The 22412-nt window shown below is 70.6% G+C and carries 20 protein-coding genes; 13 read left to right on the forward strand and 7 right to left on the reverse strand.

Annotated elements, in window-relative coordinates:
- Nucleotides 1-82 precede the first annotated feature (82 nt).
- From ACYVIP_RS38265 to ACYVIP_RS38275, 3 genes are read left to right on the forward strand one after another with little or no spacing between them, the layout of a single operon-like run.
- Nucleotides 83-493 carry an SAV_6107 family HEPN domain-containing protein gene (locus tag ACYVIP_RS38265; protein WP_460405590.1) on the forward strand — a complete coding sequence of 137 codons (411 nt, stop codon included), beginning with the start codon at nucleotides 83-85 and terminating at the stop codon, nucleotides 491-493.
- Entirely contained in the window at nucleotides 490-1260 is a 771-nt protein-coding gene (locus ACYVIP_RS38270) for a maleylpyruvate isomerase N-terminal domain-containing protein (RefSeq protein ID WP_460405592.1), read from the forward strand. The genes ACYVIP_RS38265 and ACYVIP_RS38270 overlap by 4 nt, the downstream gene beginning before the upstream one ends.
- 40 nt (nucleotides 1261-1300) lie before the next feature.
- Entirely contained in the window at nucleotides 1301-2029 is a 729-nt protein-coding gene (locus ACYVIP_RS38275; RefSeq protein WP_460405594.1) for a VOC family protein, read from the forward strand.
- Here ACYVIP_RS38275 and ACYVIP_RS38280 read toward each other — a convergent pair.
- Both ACYVIP_RS38280 and ACYVIP_RS38285 read right to left on the reverse strand, forming a co-directional pair.
- Entirely contained in the window at nucleotides 2016-2645 is a 630-nt protein-coding gene (locus ACYVIP_RS38280) for a hypothetical protein (protein WP_460405596.1), read from the reverse strand. The two genes, ACYVIP_RS38275 and ACYVIP_RS38280, sit on opposite strands and share 14 nt — an antisense overlap.
- A 23-nt stretch (nucleotides 2646-2668) precedes the next feature.
- Nucleotides 2669-3646 (reverse strand): Clp protease N-terminal domain-containing protein, encoded by a 978-nt coding sequence (locus ACYVIP_RS38285; RefSeq protein ID WP_460405598.1) that lies wholly within the window; start codon nucleotides 3644-3646, stop codon nucleotides 2669-2671.
- A 62-nt stretch (nucleotides 3647-3708) separates the two neighbouring features.
- Here ACYVIP_RS38285 and ACYVIP_RS38290 point away from each other — a divergent pair, with 62 nt between their 5' ends.
- Nucleotides 3709-4065 (forward strand): excisionase, encoded by a 357-nt coding sequence (locus ACYVIP_RS38290; protein ID WP_460405600.1) that lies wholly within the window; start codon nucleotides 3709-3711, stop codon nucleotides 4063-4065.
- Between the two features lie 62 nt (nucleotides 4066-4127).
- Here the strand turns inward: ACYVIP_RS38290 and ACYVIP_RS38295 are convergent, their stop codons facing one another.
- On the reverse strand, nucleotides 4128-8726 hold the full coding sequence (locus ACYVIP_RS38295) for an ATP-dependent helicase (RefSeq protein WP_460405602.1): 4599 nt from the start codon (nucleotides 8724-8726) through the stop codon (nucleotides 4128-4130).
- Nucleotides 8727-8890: 164 nt separating this feature from the next.
- Between ACYVIP_RS38295 and ACYVIP_RS38300 the strand changes: the two genes are divergently transcribed.
- The 9 genes from ACYVIP_RS38300 (at nucleotide 8891) to ACYVIP_RS38340 (ending at nucleotide 18896) form a co-directional block, all read left to right on the forward strand.
- Nucleotides 8891-10804: an Hsp70 family protein gene (locus tag ACYVIP_RS38300; RefSeq protein ID WP_460405604.1), complete on the forward strand. Its 1914-nt coding sequence runs from the start codon at nucleotides 8891-8893 to the stop codon at nucleotides 10802-10804.
- A gap of 1 nt (nucleotide 10805) precedes the next feature.
- Entirely contained in the window at nucleotides 10806-12581 is a 1776-nt protein-coding gene (locus ACYVIP_RS38305) for an Hsp70 family protein (protein WP_460405606.1), read from the forward strand.
- A 164-nt stretch (nucleotides 12582-12745) separates the two neighbouring features.
- Nucleotides 12746-12940, forward strand: a complete 195-nt coding sequence (locus ACYVIP_RS38310; protein ID WP_460405608.1) for a DUF3046 domain-containing protein — start codon at nucleotides 12746-12748, stop codon at nucleotides 12938-12940.
- A gap of 186 nt (nucleotides 12941-13126) precedes the next feature.
- The gene (recA, locus tag ACYVIP_RS38315) at nucleotides 13127-14173 is read left to right on the forward strand and encodes a recombinase RecA (protein WP_460405610.1); all 1047 of its coding nucleotides are present in this window, start codon (nucleotides 13127-13129) and stop codon (nucleotides 14171-14173) included.
- A 4-nt stretch (nucleotides 14174-14177) separates the two neighbouring features.
- Complete coding sequence (locus ACYVIP_RS38320; protein ID WP_460405612.1) at nucleotides 14178-14759, forward strand: regulatory protein RecX; 582 nt, start codon at nucleotides 14178-14180, stop codon at nucleotides 14757-14759.
- 93 nt (nucleotides 14760-14852) lie between these two features.
- Nucleotides 14853-15038 carry a hypothetical protein gene (locus ACYVIP_RS38325; RefSeq protein WP_460405614.1) on the forward strand — a complete coding sequence of 62 codons (186 nt, stop codon included), beginning with the start codon at nucleotides 14853-14855 and terminating at the stop codon, nucleotides 15036-15038.
- 373 nt (nucleotides 15039-15411) lie between these two features.
- Entirely contained in the window at nucleotides 15412-16212 is an 801-nt protein-coding gene (locus tag ACYVIP_RS38330; protein WP_460405616.1) for a hypothetical protein, read from the forward strand.
- A 9-nt stretch (nucleotides 16213-16221) separates the two neighbouring features.
- The gene (locus ACYVIP_RS38335; protein WP_460405618.1) at nucleotides 16222-18135 is read left to right on the forward strand and encodes a fumarate reductase/succinate dehydrogenase flavoprotein subunit; all 1914 of its coding nucleotides are present in this window, start codon (nucleotides 16222-16224) and stop codon (nucleotides 18133-18135) included.
- Nucleotides 18132-18896 (forward strand): succinate dehydrogenase/fumarate reductase iron-sulfur subunit, encoded by a 765-nt coding sequence (locus tag ACYVIP_RS38340; RefSeq protein WP_460405620.1) that lies wholly within the window; start codon nucleotides 18132-18134, stop codon nucleotides 18894-18896. Before ACYVIP_RS38335 ends, ACYVIP_RS38340 begins: the two co-directional genes overlap by 4 nt.
- 60 nt (nucleotides 18897-18956) lie before the next feature.
- On the opposite strand, the gene ACYVIP_RS38345 is transcribed toward ACYVIP_RS38340, so the two are convergent.
- From ACYVIP_RS38345 to ACYVIP_RS38360, 4 genes are all read right to left on the reverse strand, one after another.
- Nucleotides 18957-19889 carry an amino acid ABC transporter permease gene (locus ACYVIP_RS38345; protein WP_460405622.1) on the reverse strand — a complete coding sequence of 311 codons (933 nt, stop codon included), beginning with the start codon at nucleotides 19887-19889 and terminating at the stop codon, nucleotides 18957-18959.
- Nucleotides 19886-20554 carry an amino acid ABC transporter permease gene (locus tag ACYVIP_RS38350; RefSeq protein ID WP_460405624.1) on the reverse strand — a complete coding sequence of 223 codons (669 nt, stop codon included), beginning with the start codon at nucleotides 20552-20554 and terminating at the stop codon, nucleotides 19886-19888. Before ACYVIP_RS38350 ends, ACYVIP_RS38345 begins: the two co-directional genes overlap by 4 nt.
- Nucleotides 20555-20638: 84 nt before the next feature.
- Nucleotides 20639-21514: a glutamate ABC transporter substrate-binding protein gene (locus tag ACYVIP_RS38355; protein WP_460405626.1), complete on the reverse strand. Its 876-nt coding sequence runs from the start codon at nucleotides 21512-21514 to the stop codon at nucleotides 20639-20641.
- Nucleotides 21515-21595: 81 nt separating this feature from the next.
- Nucleotides 21596-22324, reverse strand: coding sequence for an amino acid ABC transporter ATP-binding protein (locus ACYVIP_RS38360; protein WP_460405805.1), 729 nt, complete (start codon nucleotides 22322-22324; stop codon nucleotides 21596-21598).
- Nucleotides 22325-22412: the final 88 nt, after the last annotated feature.

Below are 22412 nucleotides of genomic sequence, written 5' to 3' on the forward strand. Positions count from 1 at the left end.
CGCCTCGCCACCGAGCACCGCCGGCTTCCCCTCGGCACAGCGTCACTGTCAGTGACGTTATTGGACCGCGAGGAGGAGTCAGGTGACCACAACTCTGGACCATCGGGACCCACAGTCGAACGTGCCGGAGTCCGCGCTCACCCTGCTCTCCCAGGCCGAGAACGGCCTCGCAGAGGCCGAGGTCGAGCCGGCGGCGGCCAACCGGTTCGCCATGGCCTACCTGGCCGCCCTGCGCGGTGGCGCCGCGCTGCTCGCCCTGCGCGGCCGGCCGCACCGGGCCAGGTCACGGCCGATGAGCGTGTGGACGCTGCTCGCCTCGGTCGCCCCGGAGATGCGGGAGTGGGCGGCGTTCTTCGCCTCCTGCTCGGCCACCCGCGCGTCGGTGCAGGCCGGCATCACCCGTGCGGTCACCAACCGCTCCGCCGACGACCTGGTCCGCCAGACCAGCCAGTTCCTCGACCTGGTCGCGCGCGCGATCCGCGGCCCGCGATGACCACACGGGCACTGGCCGACTACGGCCGCCTGCTCGATGCGCTCGACCTGGAGGGGGAGTTGCTCGCGTCGTCGGCGCGCGGCGCGGATCCCGGCCTGGCCGTGCCGAACGCGCCCGGGATGACCCTGGGCGGCACGGTCCGGCACGTCGGCAGCGTGTACCGGATGGTCGTGGCCTGGGTGCGGGCCGGCGGCAACCAGCCGACCAGATGGCAGCGCGCCCCCGACGACGGCCAGTCCTTGGCGGACTACCTGCGCACCGGACACCGCGCGGTGCTCGACGAGCTGGCCGCGCACGACCCGGAGGAGGGCTGCGCCACCTGGTGGCCGGTGCACCAGGCCTACGGGTTCTGGTACCGCAGGCTGGCCCACGAGAGCACCGTGCACCGCATCGACGTGCAGCAGGCGGCGGCCGGCATGACCGTCGGCGGCATCAGCGACGACGTCGCACTCGACGGCGTCGACGAGGCGCTGACGTTGTGGTTCACCCATCGGCTCGGGGTGCTCGGCGTGACGAACTCGTGGCATGGCCAGGTCGCCGTGCTCGCCGGCAGACGCCGGTGGATCGCGCACATGACGGCGACCGGGACGGCCGCGTGGCGGGCGGGCGAGGACGAGATGGAGGGCGTGGACGCCAGCGTGACCACCGACCCGACCGGGATGTACCTGTGGCTGTGGGGCAGGCGCCCGATCCGCACGGTCACCCCGGCGGGCGACCGGGCAGGGATCGCGCAGCTGTGGCACCTGTTGCGACTGGCGACCCACTAGTTTCGCGGAACTGTCGGTGTCGTCGGCTAGCGTTTCGATCATGTCCACGCGACTGGTCAATGTGGTCGTCGACGCCGCCGATCCGCGTGCCCTGGCCGAGTTCTGGCACGAGCTGCTCGGCTGGCCACTGAGCGAGCCCGCGCCCGCCGAGGTCGAGTTACGCGCCCCACGGGCCGACGGTTGCCCGTGGGACCTGGTCTTCGTCCCGGTCCCCGAGCCGAAGACGGTCAAGAACCGCCTGCACCTCGACCTGGCGAGCGGCTCGGCCGACGAGCAGATGGCCATCGTCGACCGGGCGGTCGCGCTTGGCGCCAAACGGATCGACATCGGTCAGCGCAACGTGCCGTGGTTCGTCCTCGCCGACCCGGAGGGCAACGAGTTCTGCGTGCTGGAGTCCCGGCCGGAGTACGTCGACGCCGGGGCGATCGCCGCGATCGTGGTCGACGCCGACGATCCGGCGGCGCTGGCCGAGTTCTGGTCGGCGGCCGGCGGCTGGCCGGTGGTGCGCGCCGGGGCCGAGTTGGTGTCCCTGCGCGACCCCGGCGGCCGGGGCCCGTGGCTGGAGTTTCTCCGCGGCACCGACGCGCGGGTGGTGAAGAACCGCGTGCACCTCGACGTCGCGCCGTTCGCCGACGGCTCGGTGCGCGCCGAGGTCGAGCGGTTGACCGCGCTGGGCGCCCGCCCGGCCGACGTCGGTCAGCGCAACGTGCCCTGGGTGACGCTCGCCGATCCGGGGGGCAACGAGTTCTGCGTGCTCACGCCCCGCTGACGTCCTCGACGGTCAACTCGTAGGTCACCGACACCATGATGCCGGGGCCGCTCCCCTCGATCGTGAGCGAGTACTCGTTCGGCCCGAGGCCGTTCTCGGTGAACCACAGACCACAGGCGTAGCCGTCGAACTCGCCCTCCTCACCGGTCACCGGGTTGCCGGCCACGGTGGGGAAGGTGACCGGCACCGGGCCCAGCTTCTCGAGCGGCAGTGATTTCTTGCCGAGCTGCACCTCTCCGGTGGCCGTACGGAGGAACTCGTCGCATTCCGCGCTCGTGGCCGCCACGTGGTTGACCGCCGGGCCGACCAGCGGGACATCGGCCGGCACGGTGCACCGGCGGGTCACCGGCTCGCCGAAGGACCCGGCCAGCAGCCAGACCCCCACCTGTTGGTCGTGGTCGCAGTGTGCGCCGGTGGGGTCGCTGACGGGGTTGCTCGCCGCGGGCGTGGACGCGGCCCAGGTCCACCACGTCGACTGCACCAGCACCGGGTCGGTCACGTCGAAGCCCTCGTCGGGCATGACCGCCGTCCCGTCCGAGAGCACCGCGCTGCCCGCGAGGCCGCAGCCCGTTGTCGCCAGCAGGCACAAGAACAGGACCATCAGTCTTGGGCGCATGGCCCATTATGGACGGTCGTCGTTCAGTTGCGGCGGCGCAGGCGGTCGTGCAGGACGCGGCGTACCAGCATGGTCGCCTTGGGCAGGTCCCGGCCCTCGGTGTCCGCGTCCGGTTTCAGCGACTGGACGAGGGTCAGCAGGATGTCGTTGGTCCGGGTCCACAGCGGCACGAACTGGCCGGCGAGCGGGCCGGCCGCGCGGATCGGGCCGCCGGTCAGCTCCTGCGCGGTGCGGGCGAGGGACAGGGTCGCCGCGTCGCGGAAGACCAGGTGGACCTCGTCGCCCTCGACGCGGACCTCCATCTTGCGGGCGGCGGTCTCCTCCGGGGTGGCGTCGGTGGTGGCGTCGGTGTCCAGCGCGTCGACCTTGGTGGCCACCGCGTCGGGGTGCACGCCGAGTTGGGTGAGCACGGTCGCGGCCATGCTGCCCTCGGCGCGGATCAGCGCCTCCAGCAGGTGGTGGCTGCCCATGGGGGCGTCGCCGGCGAGCGCCTCCGCGGCCGCGACCACCTCGGCCGCGGCGGTGGTGCGGGTCTGTTTGGCGGGGGTGTCGCCTGCTGGGGAGGAGTTGTCCAGCAACGGTTTCACGGTCTGGCCGATGGTGCGGCCCGTCGGCAGGTGCTTGGCCAGGATCTGCGCGGCGACGCCTTTGTTCTCGCGCTCGATCGCGAGCAGGATGTGTTCGGTGCCGATGTAGTTGTGGTTGAGGTTCAACGCCTCCCGCAGGGACAGTTCGAGCACCTTCTTGGCGCGCGAGCTGAACGGCACGTGCCCGGCGGGGGAGGACTCCTCACCGACCCCGACTCGCTCCGTGATCTCGGTCCGGACCAGGTCGGCGCCGATGCCGAGTTGGCGAAGGGCCTGCGCGGCGATCCCGGTCGGCACGGCGAGCAGGCCGAGCAGGACGTGCTCGGTGCCGATCCGCGAGTGCTGCAGGGTGCGGGCTTCCTGCTGGGCGTGGACGACGACGTTACGGGCGTCCGCGGTGAATCGCTCAAACATGTGACTCAGCATGGATACCGCTTACAACCCTGTCAATACAGTGTCAGTAGTAGGGTGAGGGTATGACTGCCTCGGAATGGGACGACCGGCTGGCGCGCTGGCAGGACGAGCTGGAGCTGTTCGCCCAGCTGTCGGACACCCCGTGGGTGACCCTGACCAGGGCCGAGCAGGAGACCGGCGTGTCCAGGTCGGCACTGCGCGCCTGGTACCGCAACGGCGAGATCCAGTCGCGCCTGGCCGACGGCCCCAACGGCCCACAGCGACTGGTGCCGCTGGACGCGGTGGTCGAGCGCGCGGCCAGGTCACCGAGAATCCAACGCAGAGCCGAACGCGAGCTCAGCCTCGAAGCCCAGGTGACCCTGCTACGCAGCCGCGTGGACCAACTAGAACTCCGCCTAACCGCCCTGGAAGCCCGCTGACCCCCACCATCGCGCCCGGTCCGCTCTGTCGCGACGGACCGCTTGTCGGCGCGGGCTTGTGGTCAGGCGCGTAGGCGAAGGCCCTTGGGGGTCGCGCGGAAGCCGGCTTCGCGCAGGATCGTGGACAGGTTTGAGGTCAAGGCCACCTCGCCGTCCGCGCGTTGTACCGCCAACGGTCCCAACCAGCCCTCGCGCACTGCCAGGGACAGCGCCTCGGCCGCCGACCGCAGCACCGCGTCCTCCTCGGTGAACGACAGCAGCGACCGGCCGCCGCGCTCGACATACAGTGCTGGCCGGCCGTCGACCAGTACCGCCAGCGCACCGGCTTTCCTGGCCGCGCGGTGCTTTCCGTCGCCGACCGGGTTCGGCCACGGCAGCGCGGCGCCGTAGGGCTGGGCCGGATCCGCCGCGGCGAGCACCCGGGACACCACCTCGTCCCCCCTCGGCGCGTCGTCCGAACGGGACAGCGCCCGCAGCCGGTCGACCGCGCCGCGCACCGCGAACTGGGACGCGCCAAGGCCTTCCACCACATAACCGCGCACGATCTGCCCGGACTCCTCCATCGCGCGCAGCACCTTGTACACCCCGGTGAACCCGCCGCTCACCCGTTCGGTGTCCAGCGCACCCCTGGTCAACACGCCGTGACGCTCCAAAAAGGACTCCGCGCGCGCGTGTGCCCGCCGCGTCGGGTCCAGCTCGCGCGCGACCACCAGCGACCACCGGCCGGCGACCGTCGGCGGACCGGTACGCGACGGCATCGCCGGCCGCGCCCCCCGCAGCCGCGCGTACCGGCCGCGCGGCGCGGACGCGCGTGGCCGGTGGGCCGCCCCCCGACCCGACACCACCGCGCGCAGCGGCGCGATCGTGTCGTTGGTGACCAGGCCCGCCCACACCAGCTCCCACAGCGCGGCCACGGTGTCCGCGTCGGTCGGCGCCGCCTCGCCGTCCTCGGTCAGCCGCGCGCCCACCCGGTCGGCCAGCTGCCGGAAGAACAGCGCGCCACCGTCGAGCGCCGAGCGCAGCGCCGTGTGCAGCGGTGAGTCCGGCACCGTCTCCTCGACATCGGGCAACAACAGGTCAGCCACATCCGCGGGCGCCACGGCGACCCAGCCGTCCCCGCCGGCCAGTGAACCCGTGCCACACCAGGTGACCTCGCCCGCCGCGGTCAGCTCGTCGAGCAGCGCCGGCTGGTATCCGGGTAGCCGCGAGGGCAGGATCAGCGACTCCAACCCGCTCGCCGGCAGCGGCGCACCGGCCAACTGCTCGACCACGGTGAGCACGTCCTCGGCGCTCGGCGCGGCGCGCAACCGCCTGCCGACCCCGTGCCAGGCCGGCAGGAACCGGCCGAGCGCCGCCGGCTCGACCGGCTCCACCTCGGCCCGCAACCGCGCCAACGACGCCCGCCGCAACCGCCGCAGTACGTCGGCGTCGCAGTACTCGGTGTGCGTGCCGCCGGGGCGCAGCTCCCCGCGCACCATCCGGCCGGTGCCGACCATCCGGTCGAGCACCCCGACGACCACGGCGACCCCCAACCCGAACCGCGCCGCCGCGTCGGCCGAGGTGAACGGGCCGTGCGTGCGCGCGTAGCGGGCGAGCAGGTCGCCGAGCGGGTCGGCGACCGGCTCGGTGAACGCCTCGGGCACGCCGACCGGCAACGCCGTGCCGAGCGCGTCGCGCAGCCGGCCGGCGTCCTCGATGATCACCGTGCGGTCCTCGCCGGCGATCCGCACCCGGATCACCCGCCGCTGCTCGACCAGCTCGGCCAGCCATTCCGGCGGGATGCCCCGCGCCCCGGCCTCCTCGTCGGTCAGGTCGCCGAGGAAACGCAGCAGGTCGGCCGCGTCCTCCTCGTGCCGGGGCCGCCGTTCCCCGTCGAGCCGTTGCAGCGAGCGCTCCACCTCGGCCAGCACCTCGGGGTCGAGCAACTCCCGGATGGCCTCGGAGCCGAGCAACTCGGCCAGCAACGAGCTGTCCAGCGACAGCGCCGCCGCGCGCCGCTCGGCCAGCGGCTGGTCGGCGTCGTAGAGGAACATGCCCGCGTAGCCGAACAGCAGCGAGCGGGCGAACGGCGAGGCCGACGGCGTCTCCACCTCGACCACCCGCACCCGCCGCGACCGCACGTCGGCCATCAGCTCACGCAGCCCGGCCACGTCGTAGACGTCCTGCAGGCACTCCCGCATGGCCTCCAGCACCACCGGGAACCGCTCGTACTTCGCCGCGACCGACAGCAGCTGCGCCGAGCGCTGCCGCTGGCGCCACAGGGGAGTGCGCCGGCGCGGATCGCGCCGGGGCAGCAGCAGCGAGCGGGACGCGCACTCCCGGAACCGCGAGGCGAACAGCGCAGAGCCGCCGACCTCGGCGACGATGATCTGCTCCACGTCCTCCGGGTCGACCAGCACGTCCTCGGCGCCGGCGCGGATCTCCCGGCCCTCGTCGTCGACGGTGTCGGCCAGCTGGATCACGATGCCGTCATCGGAGTGCGCCACCCGGCCCTCCACTCCGCGCCGCTCCCGCAGCCGCGCGCCGATCGCCAACGCCCACGGCGCGTTGACCTGCGCGCCGAAGGGCGAGTGCACGACCAGCCGCCAGTCGCCGAGCTCGTCGCGGAACCGCTCCACCAGCACCGTGCGGTCGTCGGGCACGTGGCGGGTGGCCTCCTTCTGCTCGGCCAGGTAGGCGATCAGGTTGTTGGCCGCCAGCTGGTCGAGCCCGGCTCTGGTGGCCCGCGCCCGCGCGTCCGGCTCGGCCAGGCCGGACATCTCCCGCAGGAACCTGCCAAGCGCCCGGCCGAGCTCCAGCGGCCGACCCGGCGCGTCGCCCTTCCAGAACGGCATCCGCGCCGGCTCGCCCGGCGCCGGCACCGCGATCACCCGATCGTGGGTGATGTCCTGGATCCGCCACGCCGAGGTGCCGAGCAGGAACGTGTCGCCGACCCGCGACTCGTAGACCATCTCCTCGTCCAGCTCGCCCACCCGCGAACCGGGGCCGCTCTCGCCCGGCGGGGTCATCACGGTGAACAGGCCACGGTCGGGGATGGTGCCGCCCGAGGTGACCGCGAGCCGCTGGGAGCCCGGCCGCCCGCGCAGCTCGCCGTTGACCCGGTCCCAGGTGATCCGCGGCCGCAGCTCACCGAACTCCTCGCTCGGGTACCGCCCGGCCAGCATGTCCAGCACCGAGTGCAGCGCGTTGTCCCCCAGCGCGGCGAACGGCGCCGCCCGGCGCACCACCCGCGACAGCTCGGCCACCGGCCACGGTTCCAGCGCCACCATGGCCACGATCTGCTGAGCCAGCACGTCCAGCGGGTTGCGCGGGTAGCGCATCGACTCGATGGCGCCATCGGCCATCCGCTCGGCGACCACCGCGCACGAGACCAGGTCGCCGCGGAACTTCGGGAACATCACCCCCCGGGAGACCGCGCCGACCTGGTGGCCCGCCCGGCCGACCCGTTGCATGCCGGAGGCCACCGACGGCGGCGCCTCGATCTGGATGACCAGGTCGACCGCGCCCATGTCGATGCCCAGCTCCAGCGACGAGGTGGCCACCACACACGGCAGCCGCCCCGACTTGAGGTCCTCCTCCACCGAGGTGCGCTGCTCCCGGGACATCGACCCGTGGTGCGCGCGGGCCACGGTGGGTGTCTCGACGCCCGCCGCCCAGCCGGACTCCGCGATCGCCTCGGCCGGGAAGCGGCCGACGTCGGCGGGGTAGACTGGGCGTTCGGCGGCCAGCTCGTTGAGCCGCGAGGTCAGCCGCTCGGCCAGCCGCCGCGAGTTGGTGAACACGATCGTGGACCGGTGCTGGCGAACCAGCTCGAGCACCCGGTCCTCCACCGCTGGCCAGATCGACGGCCTGCGCGCGGGCGGGGACTCGAGGTCGGGATCGGGGGTGACCGGGCCGTCCGGCGCCGGCGGCCCGTCCAGCTCGGTCATGTCCTCGACCGGGACGACCACCCGCATCTCGATGGTCTTGCCGATCTTCGGGGCCACCACCGTGACCGGCCGGGTGCCCGCCAGGAACGTGCTCACCTCGTCGATCGGCCGCACGGTCGCGGACAGGCCGATCCGCTGCGCCGGGGCGGCCAGCAGCTCGTCGAGGCGTTCGAGCGAGACCGCGAGATGCGCGCCCCGCTTGGCGCCGACCATCGCGTGCACCTCGTCCACGATCACGGTCTCCACGCCGCGCAGCGACTCGCGCGCGGCCGAGGTCAGCAGCAGGAACAGCGACTCGGGCGTGGTGACCAGCACATCGGGCGGGGTGCGGGCGAAGGCGCGGCGCTCGTCGGCCGGGGTGTCGCCGGTGCGCATGCCGACGGTGATCCCCGGTTCGCCGAGGTCGAGGCGGTGCATGGCCTGCCCGATGCCGGCCAGCGGCGCGCGCAGGTTGCGCTGCACGTCCACGGCCAGCGCCTTGAGCGGGGAGACGTACAGCACCCGGCACCGGCGGGTGCGCTCGGCCGGCCGGGGGCGCGCGGCCAGCCGGTCCAGTGCCCAGAGGAACGCGGCCAGCGTCTTGCCCGACCCGGTCGGCGCCACGACCAGTGCGTGCTCACCCGCCGCGGCCGCACGCCAGGCGCCGGCCTGCGCCTCGGTGGGCGCGGCGAACGCGCCGGCGAACCACTGCCTGGTCGCCGGTGAGAAGAGGTCGAGCACGTCTGAGCTCACGAATCCATCATGAACCCGGGGACCGACAGTCCGGGAAGCGAGCAATCAAACACACTATCTATGGGACCTGTCTCACGGGGTTGGCACGCATGGCAGCATCTCCCCACAAGATGGGCACCGTCTCCGCGGTGGGACGCGAGCGGGTCCGAACGAAGGGGATAGACGTGAACGTCCTGTCGGTGGATCTCGGCACGTCCAACACGGTCGCCGTGCTGGCCGCGCACGGTCGCCCGCCGAGGGTGGTCGACGTCGACGGGGCGTCGATGATGCCCTCGGCCGTGTTCGCCGACGAGGACGGCAACCTCGTGGTCGGCCGGGACGCCGAGCGGCGCGCGCGACTCGACCCGGCCCGCTTCGAACCCAACCCCAAACGTCGGGTGGACGAGGGCACGCTGCTGCTCGGCGACCAGGTCGTGCCGGTCACCGACGCGCTCGCCGGGGTACTGCGGCGGGTCGTGGACGAGACCTCCCGCCAGCTCGGCGGCGGCAAACCGGACGAGGTCCGGCTCACCCACCCCGCCCAGTGGGGCCCGGTGCGGCGCAACGTGCTGCTCTCCGCCGCCCGCCAGGCCGGCATGGGCGCCAACCTGGTGCTGGTGCCAGAGCCGGTGGCCGCCGCGGCCCACTTCGCGTCCTTCCCCGGCCAGAAACTGGCCGTCAACCAGGCGCTGGCGGTCTACGACCTCGGCGCGGGCACGTTCGACGTGGCCATCGTCGGCGCCACCCAGAAGGGCTTCGTCGTGCTTGCCGAGGCCGGCCTGCCCGACCTCGGCGGCCTGGACGTCGACCAGGCGCTGCTCGAGCACGTCGGCCGGCAGGTCTCGCACAAGGAGCCCAGCCGCTGGCAGAGCCTGCTGCGCCCGGTGTCCACCGCCGACCGGCGTGCGCAGCGGGCACTGCGCGAGGACGTGAAGGCGGCCAAGGAGTCGCTCTCGCGCCACCCGCAGACCGAGGTCCCCCTGCCGGAACCGTTCGACGACGTGCTGGTCACCCGCCTGGAGCTGGAGGCGCTGATCCGCCCCGGCCTGCTGCGCAGCGTCGAGCTGCTCGCCGGCACGATCCGCTCCACCGGCATGACCCCCGACCGCCTCGTCGGCATCTACCTGGTCGGCGGCTCCAGCCGGATCCCGTTGATCGCCACGCTGATCGCCGAACAGCTGCGCGTCGTGCCGACCAGCCTCGACCAGCCGGAGACCGCCGTCGCCCTCGGTGCGCACCACGTGCCGCAGGAGGGCGTCACGATGCGCACCAGCGATATCAGCAACACGATCGAGGACGTCCAGCGCACCGCCAGGGTCGTCACGCCACGGGCCGCCTTCATCCCGCCACCGACCGGCGCGACCCCGGCGCAGAACCCGTACCCGAACAGCGGCCCGCAGCGGCTGCCGACCGGTCCACAGCCGGTCCACCAGCCGCCACGCCCGCCGGTCCCCGCCTTCAGCCAGGCGCCACCGCAGCCGGCCGCCGCGAAACGCTCCAACAAGCCCTGGTACCTCGCCACCGCGGCGGTCGCCGTACTGGTGATCGCCGTGATCAGCGTCCTGGTGATGACCTCGGGCAGCGGCGAGGGCGGCACGGCGGCCGACTGCACCAGCAACGACGCCGACGACCAGGGCTTCAGCGAGTGCATGCGCGACCTCGCCGGCTCGGTGCCCGACCACAACGAGTGCCAGCGGGGCGCGATCAACCCCCTCGGCGACGGCTCCCTCGAGGCGCCGAACACGACCTCGGTCACCTGCACCATGGCCGACAGCCACAGCGTCATCTACATGCACTTCGGCTCGTCGGACCAGGCCGCCGGCAAGGACCAGGCGCAGGAGTACGTCGACACCTTCAACTCGAGCTTCGAGGCCAGCAACGGGGGCAACGGCGAGTCGAACACCGGTGAGTGGGACGGCGCCGGGCTGGCCGGCACCTACACCGCCATCGAGAACCGGGGCGTCGGCGTGCTTGTCTTCCAGGTGACCGACTCACCGCTGATCGGCGTGCTCATCCGGGCCGACGCAGCCGCGGGCGGGGCGTCGCTCACCGACTTCTACGACGAGCACGTCAAGCCGGGAAGCGACGGGGGCGCCTGAGGTGACCGTTGTGCTGTCCGTCGATCTCGGCACCTCCAACACGGTCGCCGTGCTGGCCGCGCACGGCCGCGCGCCCCGGGTGATCGAGGTGGACGGCTCCGCCACCATGCCGTCGGCCCTGTTCGCCGCGGAGGACGGCAACCTGGTCGTCGGCCGGGACGCCGAGCGGCGCGCCCGGCTCGACCCGGCCCGCTTCGAACCCAACCCCAAACGCCGCGTCGACGAGGGCACCCTGCTGCTTGGCGACCAGGTCGTGCCGGTCACCGACGCGTTCGCCGCGGTGCTGCGCCGGGTCGCCGACGAGACCTCCCGCCAGCTCGGCGGCGCGAAACCGGACGAGGTGCGGCTGACCCACCCGGCGCAGTGGGGCCCGGCCAGGCGCAACGTGCTGCTCGCCGCCGCCAGGCTCGCCGGCCTCGGGCCCAACCTCGTGCTGGTGCCGGAGCCGGTCGCGGCCGCGGCGCACTTCGCGTCCTTCCCCGGCCAGACGCTGGCGCCCAACCAGGCGATCGCCGTCTACGACCTGGGCGCCGGCACGTTCGACGTGGCCATCGTCGGCGCCACCCAGAACGGGTTCGTGGTGCTCGCCGAGGCCGGGCTGCCCGATCTGGGCGGCATGGACGTCGACCAGGCGCTGCTCGAGCACGTCGGCCGGCAGGTTTCGCACCGGGAGCCGGGTCGCTGGCAGAGCATGCTGCGCCCGGAGACCACCGCCGACCGGCGGGCCAGGCGAGCGATGGCCGAGGACGTGAAGGCGGCCAAGGAGTCGCTCTCGCGGCATCCGCAGACCGAGGTGCCGCTGCCGGAGCCGTTCCCGGACGTGCTGGTCACCCGGGTCGAGCTGGAGGCGCTGATCCGGCCGAGCATGCTGCGCAGCGTGGAGCTGCTCGCCGGCACGATCCGCTCCACCGGCATGACCCCCGACCGGTTGGCCGGCATCTACCTGGTCGGCGGCTCCAGCCGGATCCCGCTGGTCGCGACGCTGATCGCGGAGCAGCTGCGGGTCGTGCCGACCAGCCTCGACCAGCCGGAGACCGCCGTGGCCCTCGGCGCGCACCACGTGACGCCGGAGGGCGTCAGCATGCGCACCCACAACCTCGGCGGCCCACCGCTCGCGGCCATGCAGACGTCCCCGGCCCACCAGCCGGTGCGGCCGGGCCCGCCCGCCAACTACCCCGCCCCGCCACCGCCACCCGTGCCGGCCCACCAGCCGGCGCGGGCCGACACCGGGCGTCGGCGGCTCATGATCGGGATCGCCGCGGCCGTGGTGCTGGCGGTGGTCGCCGTCGGCGCGGTGTTCCTGGTGAACCAGGACCGCGGCGGCGGCCTGCCGAGCGCGGAGGGCTGCCAGCAGAAGGGCGCCACCGACGGCGCCGGGTTCAGCGAGTGTCTTCGCCAGCTCGCCGGCACGGTCGCCGACGGCAACGAGTGCCGGGCGGGCGGCGAGGACTCCGACGCGGACGTGGCGTGTGTGCTGCCGGAGGACTACCGGGTCAGCTACGCGCACGTCGCCTCGGTCGAGGACGCGCAGCAGACCGCGTCCGCCCAGCTCGCCAACATGACCGACGGCGACCATGTGCGGGCGGACTGGCGGGGCAACGGCCTGGACGGCCAGTACCGGGCGGGGGTCAGCGGCGGCACCGGGGTGCTCGTGTTCACGGTCGAGGACCGGCCGCTGGTCGGCTGGCTGACCAAGACCGAGCTGCGTGCCTCCGACGAGTTCACCCCGGACGCGATGGCCGACTTCTTCGAGGCCAACGTGCAGCCGGGCACCTGACCGGCGCCTGGTCGGGCCTGGCGGCTAACGCCGGTTTCGCAGGGCGCGGATGCCCAGGACGATCGTCACGAGCAGGGTGGCGAGGATGGCGATGTCGAGCAGGATCGACTCCGTGCTGGTTGGCGCCATACCGGCCATCCTCCAGGTCTCGTAGGCTGGTGTCGATGCGTATCACGGTGTTTCGCAAGATGATGGCCGAGGAGTTCGGCGAGATCCGCGCCGACACGATGGCTCGCGATCATGTGTTCGGTTCGTTGGGCAACCAGACGGTGGACCAGGCCATCGAGGCCGGCGTGTCCGCCAAGGAGATCTGGCGTGCCGTGTGCGACGCGTTCGAGGTGCCACCGGAGCGCCGCTAGCGCGGCGGCACAGGATACTCCTCGGCGTGTCGCACCCGCTTCGAACACCAGTTCGGCTAGCGTGGTTATCCACAACCGGGTCAGCTGTCCACAGGTCGCCTACCGCGGCCAGAAACTGTCGGCCCCTCCAGATAGCGTCGAAGCGTGAGTTCAAAAAAGCCTCGAAGCAACCAAGGTGGATCTCAGATGGCACCAGCAGCACCCGACCGCGCGAAGGCGCTCGACCTTGCCCTCGCCCAGATCGACAAGAACTTCGGCAAGGGCTCGGTCATGCGCCTCGGCGACGAGACCCGGGCACCGATCGAGGTCATCCCGACCGGCTCCATCGCGCTGGACGTGGCGCTCGGCATCGGCGGGCTGCCGCGCGGCCGCGTCGTGGAGATCTACGGCCCGGAGTCGTCCGGTAAGACCTCGCTGGCCCTGCACGCCGTGGCCAACGCACAGGCGCTGGGCGGCATCGCGGCGTTCATCGACGCCGAGCACGCGCTCGACCCGGAGTACGCCAAGGCACTCGGCGTGGACACCGACGCCCTGCTGGTGTCCCAGCCCGACACCGGTGAGCAGGCGCTGGAGATCGCGGACATGCTGATCCGCTCCGGCGCGCTGGACATCCTGGTCATCGACTCGGTCGCGGCCCTCGTGCCCCGCGCCGAGATCGAGGGCGAGATGGGCGACAACCACGTCGGCCTCCAGGCCCGCCTGATGAGCCAGGCGCTGCGCAAGATCGCCGGCGCGCTGAGCAACTCCGGCACCACCGCGATCTTCATCAACCAGCTGCGCGAGAAGATCGGCGTCATGTTCGGCTCGCCGGAGACGACGACCGGTGGCAAGGCGCTGAAGTTCTACGCGTCGGTCCGGCTGGACGTCCGTCGCATCGAGACGCTCAAGGACGGCGGCGAGGCGGTCGGCAACCGCACCCGCGTCAAGGTCGTGAAGAACAAGGTCGCCCCGCCGTTCAAGCAGGCCGAGTTCGACATCCTCTACGGCAAGGGCGTGTCCCGCGAGGGCTCGCTCATCGACATGGGCGTCGAGCAGGGCATCCTGCGCAAGTCCGGCGCCTGGTACACCTACGAGGGCGACCAGTTGGGCCAGGGCAAGGAGAACGCGCGGAAGTTCCTGCGCGACAACCCCGACATCGCCAACGAGATCGAGAAGCGCATGAAGGACAAGCTGGGCATCGGTGCCAAGCTCGACGCCGAGGCAGAGCCGGCCCCCGCGCCAGTCGACTTCTGACCACATGGTCACCCCACGCTCCCGGAGGACGAGCGACGGCGACTCGTCCTCCGGAGCCCCAGCACGACCTTCGGAGCGACCAGACAGCACAACTCCAGCCCAGCAGGCCAAGGACATCTGTCTGCGGCTGTTGACCGTGCGGCCGAGGACTCGTGCCGAGCTTCGGCAGGCGTTGCTGCGCAAGGAGATCCCGGAGGCCGTCGCCGACCAGGTTCTCGGTCGGCTGGACGAGGTCGGCCTGATCGACGACGCGGCCTTCGCCGATGTCTGGGTGCGGTCCCGGCACACGTACCAGGGGCTCGGCCGGCGCGCGCTGGCCATGGAGTTACGCCGCAAGGGGGTCGCCGACGACGTGGCCGCCGAGGCGGTGGCCACTGTGGACGCCGACGCGGAGGAGGAGCGGGCGCGGCAGCTGGTGCGCAAACGTCTCCGTTCGCTGACCGGTGCCGACGAGACGGCCCGCATCCGCAAGCTGGTGGGCATGCTGGCCCGTCGCGGCTACTCGGAAGGCCTGGCGTTCCGGGTGGTCCGGGACGAGTTGCGGGCGGCGGGGGAGGAAAGCGACCTGCTGGACGGCCCGCTGTAGCCGAGCGGTCGACGCCAGGACCGCGGGGCTGAATCGTGGCAGTAGCACCGATCCCGACTCCCTCGCGCGCCGCCCGGGCCGGAAACGGTTGGTGTGGCTGGGACCTCGAACCACGCCTCGAACCACGGACAGGCGCTCGGCGACAGGGAGATCTCCATCACTCCGCCGGGTGCGACGACGCACCGACCGCGGCGTGCGGCCGACTGGGCTGCCCACCAGGACTCCGCGAGCGATGAGCTGACCGGCGGGGACGACGACCCCGCCGTCGGCACGGCGTGATCAGCCGGGAATCGGCGCGGGACAAGGAAAATCCACCGACCATCGAGGCCGCGCCGGCCGGCCATTACCCGCCAACGGAAACTGTATACACAATTCCTGAGTGGGCTGCGCAACACAAAGCGTAGGCCCTCCAGTACCCTGTCGCCGCCAGGAGTACGGTCAGCGCGTGACCAGCCCGGGTGCCGCACACCGCCCTTCGTCGCATGCCGTCGACCGGGGGTTTTCGGCATGGGGCCTGGTCCGTACGCGTCAGGGACGGCGCTGTTGGGGGCATGATGCCGTCCTGCTGGTGTGACACGAGGAACGCCGCCATACCCGCTGAGCACGGTTAGTCTCTAACAATCAAATCTGTCGTCTGGAGTCGAGGACAACAATGAAGGCAGGCGTCGCTGCCCCGGGTCGGGCGCAAATAGCGGAGCGCACGTTTCGAACCGACCGTTGGCGGCTCTACCCGCTGACCACCGCCGCCATCCTCATCTTCTTCATCATCTACGCCACGGTTCGCATCTTTATGAACCAGTGGTACTGGGCGCCAGACGAGCACTACCTCACGCCGCTGTACTCACCGTGTCTGAGCACCTCTTGTGTACCGGGCTCGAGTCACTTCGGCCAGCCGATGGGCGCGATTCCGGCGTTCCTGCCGATGGCGTTCATCACCTTCATCATCCTCGCCGGCTTCCGGGCCACCTGCTACTACTACCGCAAGGCCGGCTATCGGTCGCTGTTCCTCGCGCCGTCGGCCTGCGCGGTTCCCGAGCCGCACAAGAAGTACACCGGGGAGAGCAAGTTCCCGCTCATCGTCCTCAACGCGCACCGCTACTTCTTCTACGGCGCGCTCGTCTTCGCCGCGATCAACATCTACGACGCGGTCCTCGCCTTCCACGGCAAGGACGGCGGCATCGGGATGGGCCTGGGCACCGTCATCATCCTGATCAACGTGGCGATGCTGTTGGCCTACACGCTCTCCTGCCACGCCTGCCGGCACATCGTCGGCGGCCGGCTCAAGAACTTCTCCAAGCACCCGCTGCGCTACCGCTACTGGACCTTCGTGTCGAAGCTCAACGGGCGGCACGGTCAGTTCGCCATGATCTCGCTCGTCACGGTGATCCTGACCGACGCATACATCATGTCCGTGGCCGCCGGTTGGATCACCGACCTGCGGATCTTCAACTAAGAAGGACTCATGGTTCAGGTTCAGGTCGAACGGTTTCCTTACGACGTGGTGGTGATCGGCGCCGGTGGCGCCGGACTGCGCGCGGCCATCGAGGCCAGGCAGCAGGGCAAGCGCACCGCCATCGTGAGCAAGTCGCTCTTCGGCAAGGCGCACACGGTGATGGCCGAGGGCGGCTGCGCCGCCTCGATGGGCAACGTCAACGCCAAGGACAACTGGGAGGTGCACTTCCGCGACACCATGCGTGGCGGGAAGTTCCTCAACAACTGGCGGATGGCCGAGCTGCACGCCAAGGAGGCCCCGGACCGGGTCTGGGAGCTGGAGACCTACGGCGCGCTGTTCGACCGCACCAAGGACGGCAAGATCAGCCAGCGCAACTTCGGTGGGCACACCTACCCGAGGCTCGCGCACGTCGGTGACCGCACCGGCCTCGAGATGATCCGCACCATGCAGCAGAAGATCGTCTCGCTGCAGCAGGAGGACTTCGAGGAGTACGGCGACTACGACGCCATGCTCAAGGTCTTCCCCGAGTGCACGGTCACCGAGCTGGTCAAGGACGGCGACCGGATCTCCGGCGCGTTCGCCTACTGGCGCGACAGCGGCAAGTTCATCCTCTTCGAGACCCCGGCGATCGTGCTCGCCACCGGCGGCATCGGCAAGTCGTTCAAGGTCACCTCGAACTCCTGGGAGTACACAGGGGACGGTCACGCCCTCGCGCTGCGCGCGGGCGCCACCCTGATCAACATGGAGTTCGTCCAGTTCCACCCGACCGGCATGGTCTGGCCGCCCAGCGTGAAGGGCATCCTGGTCACCGAGGGCGTGCGCGGCGACGGCGGTGTGCTGAAGAACTCCACCGGCGAGCGGTTCATGTTCGGCTACGTCCCCGACGTCTTCAAGGGCCAGTACGCGGAGACGGAGAAAGAGGCCGACGGCTGGTACAACGATCAGGACAACAACCGCCGCACGCCCGACCTGCTGCCCCGCGACGAGGTGGCCAGGGCGATCAACTCCGAGGTCAAGGCCGGCCGGGGGTCACCGCACGGCGGCGTGTTCCTGGACATCGCGAGCCGCCTGCCGGCCGACGAGATCCGCCGCCGGCTGCCCTCGATGTACCACCAGTTCAAGGAACTGGCCGATGTGGACATCACCAGCCAGCCGATGGAGGTCGGCCCGACCTGTCACTACGTGATGGGTGGCGTCGAGGTCGACCCGGACACCACCTCCTCGATCGTGCCCGGGCTGTTCGCGGCCGGTGAGGTCGCCGGCGGCATGCACGGCTCCAACCGCCTCGGCGGCAACTCGCTGTCCGACCTGATCGTGTTCGGCCGCCGCGCCGGCATCGGCGCTGTGTCCTATGTGGACTCGCTGACGGACCGCCCGAAGATCTCCGAGTCCGATGTGGACGACGCGGCCCATCGCGCGGTCGCCCCGTTCGACTGGCCGACCGAAGGCCAGACGGAGAACCCGTACACGATCCACGCCGAGCTCCAGCAGTCGATGAACGACCTGGTCGGCATCATCCGCAAGCAGGAGGAAGTCCAGCAGGCGCTGGACAAGCTGGTGGAGCTGCGGGAGCGGGCCAGGTTCGTCAGCGTCGAGGGCCGCCGCGAGTTCAACCCCGGCTGGCACCTCTGCCTCGACCTGCGCAACATGCTGCTGGTCAGCGAGTGCGTCGCGCGCGCGGCCCTGCTGCGCACCGAGAGCCGTGGCGGGCACACCCGCGACGACTTCCCCGGCATGGATGCCCAGTGGCGCAACAAGTTGCTGGTCTGTACGTCCGACGAGAGCGGCACCAGGGCCGAGGTCGCGAGCAAGCCGCAGGAGCCGATGCGCCCTGACCTGCTCGAGCTCTTCGAGTTCGCCGAGCTCGAGAAGTACTACACCGACGAGGAACTCGCGCAGCATTCGGGGAGGGCTGGACAGTGACCTACAAGGCCAACTTCAAGGTGTGGCGCGGGGACGACACGTCCGGCGGGCTGCACGACTACGTCGTCGAGGTGAACGAGGGCGAGGTCGTCCTCGACATCATCCACCGCCTGCAGGCCACCCAGGCCCCGGATCTCGCGGTTCGCTGGAACTGCAAGGCCGGCAAGTGCGGCTCCTGCTCGGCGGAGATCAACGGCAAGCCCCGCCTGCTGTGCATGACGCGGATGTCGGTGTTCACCGAGGAGGAGACGATCGTCGTCACCCCGCTGCGCACCTTCCCGGTGGTCCGCGACCTGGTGACCGACGTGTCCTTCAACTACGAGAAGGCCCGTGAGGTCCCGTCCTTCGCGCCGCCAAAGGAGCTCGGGCTCGGCGAGTACCGGATGGGCCAGCGCGACGTGGAGCGCTCGCAGGAGTTCCGCAAGTGCATCGAGTGCTTCCTGTGCCAGGACACCTGCCACGTGATCCGTGACCACGAGGAGAACAAGGAACACTTCTCCGGGCCGCGGTTCCTGATGCGGGTGGCCGAGCTGGAGATGCACCCGCTGGACACCGAGGACCGGGTGCGGGAGGCGCAGGACGAGCACGGTCTCGGCTACTGCAACATCACCAAGTGCTGCACCGAGGTCTGCCCGGAGCACATCAAGATCACCGACAACGCGCTGATTCCGATGAAGGAGCGCGTCGCCGACCGCAAGTACGACCCGATCGTGTGGCTGGGCAACCAGCTGTTCCGGCGCGGGAGCCACAACAAGCGCTGACCTGGACAACAAAGCGGGCGGCCCCCACCGGGGCCGCCCGCTTTCGTATGCGAGCTGCGACTAGATGCCGCCGCCGGCGGCGCCGTCGCCGGTCCGCTGGCCGGTCAGGTGCATGCCGGGGGCCTGCTCCTCGATCATGCCGCCGCCGAGCACCGCGCCGGTGCTCTTCTTGCTCCGGCGCATCCGCCGCTCCAACCAGCTGGCGAACGACGTGAGAATCCCGTTCACCACGATGTAGACGATCGCGACGGTCGTCATCTGCGCGATGGCCGACGTGCCGCCCGCGTTGCTGTTCGCGGAGCCGGACTCGTTGAGCAGTTCGGCGTAACCGAGGATGTAGCCGCCGAGCGCGGTGTCCTTCACGATGACCACGAGCTGGCTCACGATCGCCGGCAACATGGCGGTGACCGACTGGGGCAGCAGCACGTTGGTCATCAGCTGGCCCTTGCGCATGCCGACCGCGAGTGCCGCCTCCGTCTGGCCCTTTGGCAGCGCCAGGATGCCGGCCCGCACCACCTCGGCCAGCACCGACGCGTTGTACAGCACCAGACCGGTGACCACCGCGTACAGCGGGCGGACGTCCCGGTCGATGTCGGTGAACAGGGCGTAGGCCTCGTTCGCGAACACCATGAGCAGCAGCACCGGGATGGCGCGGAAGAACTCCACCACGATGCCCGCCGGCGCGCGCACCGCCAGGTGGTCGGACATCCGCGCGATACCGAAGAACGCGCCGATCGGCAGCGCGATCACCATCGCCAACCCGGCGGCGATGAGCGTGGCCTGCAGGCCGGGCAACAGGTAGGTGGTCCACGTCTGGCCGTCGGCGAAGAACGGGCTCCACTTCGCCCAGTCCAGCTGCCCCTTGTCGTTCATGATGCTCAGCGCCCACCACAGCACGGCGCCGAGCGCGGCGAGGAACAGCACGGAGTAGAGCAGGTTGCGTTGTTTGGCGCGGGGGCCGGGCTGGTCGTAGAGGACCGAGGGAGCACTCATCGCTTCACCGCGACCTTCCTGGACACCCAGCCGAGCAGCAGCCCCGTCGGCAGGGTGAGCACCACGAACCCGAGCGCGAAGATCCCGAACACCAACAGGATCGCGTCGCTCTCGTTCTCGACCATTTCCTTCATCAAGAAGGCCGCCTCGGCGACGCTGATCGCGGCCGCCACCGTCGTGTTCTTGGTCAGCGCGATCAGCACGCTGCTCAGCGGCGCCACCACCGACCGGAAGGCCTGGGGGAGCACGACGATCCGCAGCACCTGACCGAAACCGAGGCCAAGCGCCCTGGCCGCCTCGGCCTGCCCGACCGGAACGGTGTTGATGCCGGCACGCAGCGACTCACAGACGAACGTCGCGGTGTAGGCGACGAAACCGAGGACGGCCAGCCAGAACATCTGGTCGCTGACGGTGTCCCCGGCGATGGTGATGCCGAGGGTGTCGCTGAGGATCAGCGAGGTCGACACGATGATCACGGTCAACGGGGTGTTGCGCACCAGCGTGACGTACGCGGACGCGAACGCCCGCATCATCGGAATCGGGCTGACCCGCATCGCCACCAGGATCGTTCCCCAGATCACCGAGCCGATCGCGGAGAAGAAAGTGAGCTGGACGGTCTCCCAGAACGCACCGAGAAGATCGTACTCATCGAGGAAATCGAACACGAGCTATCGCACCCTCGCCTTTCCTGCCTGATAAGGCGAAGGTGGCGCGTCGCGGAGTACCGCGACGCGCCACCTTCAACGTGTTCAGCTGGTCTCGGTGATCTCCGGCGCCTCGGGGGTCTCGTAGCCCGCGGGGCCGAGGTTCTCCTCGACGGCCTTCTGCCACGAACCGTCCTCGATCATCTTCGTGATCGCGTCGTTGATGGCGGTCTGCAGCTCGGTGTTGCCCTTCTCCAGGCCGATGCCGTACATCTCGTCGGACAGGTTGAGCCCGGCCAGCTTGAACTTGCCCTCGTTGGCCGACTGCGCGGCGTACCCGGCGAGGATGGTGTCGTCGGTGGTCAGCGCGTCGATCTCACCGTTCTCCACCCCGGTCAGGCACTGGGAGTAGCTGTTGTACTCCTTGAGCTGGGCGTTCGGCGCGAAGTCGTCCTTGACGTTCTGCGCCGAGGTGGACCCGGTGACCGAGCACAGCCGCAGCGACGAGGACTTCAGGTCCTCCTCGCTGGAGATCGAGGTGTTGTCGGCCTTGAGCAGCAGGTCCTGGTGCGCGACGAAGTACGGGCCGGCGAAGCTGACCTCCTCCTTGCGCTTGTCGCTGATCGAGTAGGAGGCGACGATGAAGTCGACGTCCCCACGCTTGATCAGCTGCTCGCGCTCGGGGGTCTTGGCCTCGGCGAACTCGATGTTCGCCTCCTCGACGCCGAGCTCCTTGGCGACGTACTTGGCGACGTCGACATCCAGGCCGGCGAAGCCGTCGGGGGTCTTCTGGCCGATGCCCGGCTGGTCGAACTTGATCCCGATGACCAGCTCGTCGTAGCTGACGCCGCCGCCGGCGTCGCCGCCACCGTCGCCGCTTCCGCCGCCATCACCGTCGTCGCCCCCGCCGCCGCAGGCCGCGAGCGCGAGGGTGGCCGCCGCGACGACCGCGCCGGCACGCAGTACTCGGCTGAACCGCATGTTCGTTCCTTCCGATCTGTCCACCCGCGAACGCGGGTCGTCCGTATCCGTACCTCGTCCGTGAACTCGGCTGTGAGCTCGTCAGTGAGTGAGGATCTTGCTGAGGAAGTCCTTCGCCCTGGCCGACTTCGGCGCGGTGAAGAACTCCTGGGGGGTGGCGTCCTCGACGATGTCACCGTCGGACATGAACACCACCCGGTTGGCCGCGTTGCGGGCGAAGCCCATCTCGTGGGTGACGACCAGCATGGTCATCCCCTCCTCGGCGAGGGTGGTCATCGCGTCCAGCACCTCGTTGATCATCTCCGGGTCGAGCGCCGAGGTCGGCTCGTCGAAGAGCATGACCTTCGGCTTCATCGCGAGCGCCCTGGCGATCGCGGCGCGCTGCTGCTGGCCGCCGGAGAGCTGGGCGGGGTACTTCTCCGCCTGGTTGGCGATGCCGACCCGCTCCAGCAGCTCCATGGCCGTGCGCCGGGCGTCGGACTTGGGCGTCTTGCGCACCTTGATCGGCGCGAGCATGACGTTGTCGACGATGGTCTTGTGCGCGAAGAGGTTGAACGACTGGAACACCATGCCGACGTCGGCCCGCAGGTTGGCCAGGTCCCTGCCCTCGGCGGGCAGCGGCTTGCCGTCGACCTCGATCACGCCCGAGTTGATCGGCTCCAACCGGTTGATCGCCCGGCACAGGGTGGACTTGCCGGACCCCGACGGGCCGAGCACCACGACGACCTGACCCCGGGGTACCTCGAGGTTGATGTTCTTGAGCACGTGTAGTTGCCCGAAGTACTTGTCCACCTCGACCATCCGGATCATCGGTGGTGTGGTGTTCGCTTCGGTCATCAATCCTCCACGCGCGCGATCAGGTTCGAAAAGTGAAGACTAGTGGCCAGGTGATGGCGGC

It is taken from the genome of Actinophytocola sediminis (genome assembly GCF_054779715.1).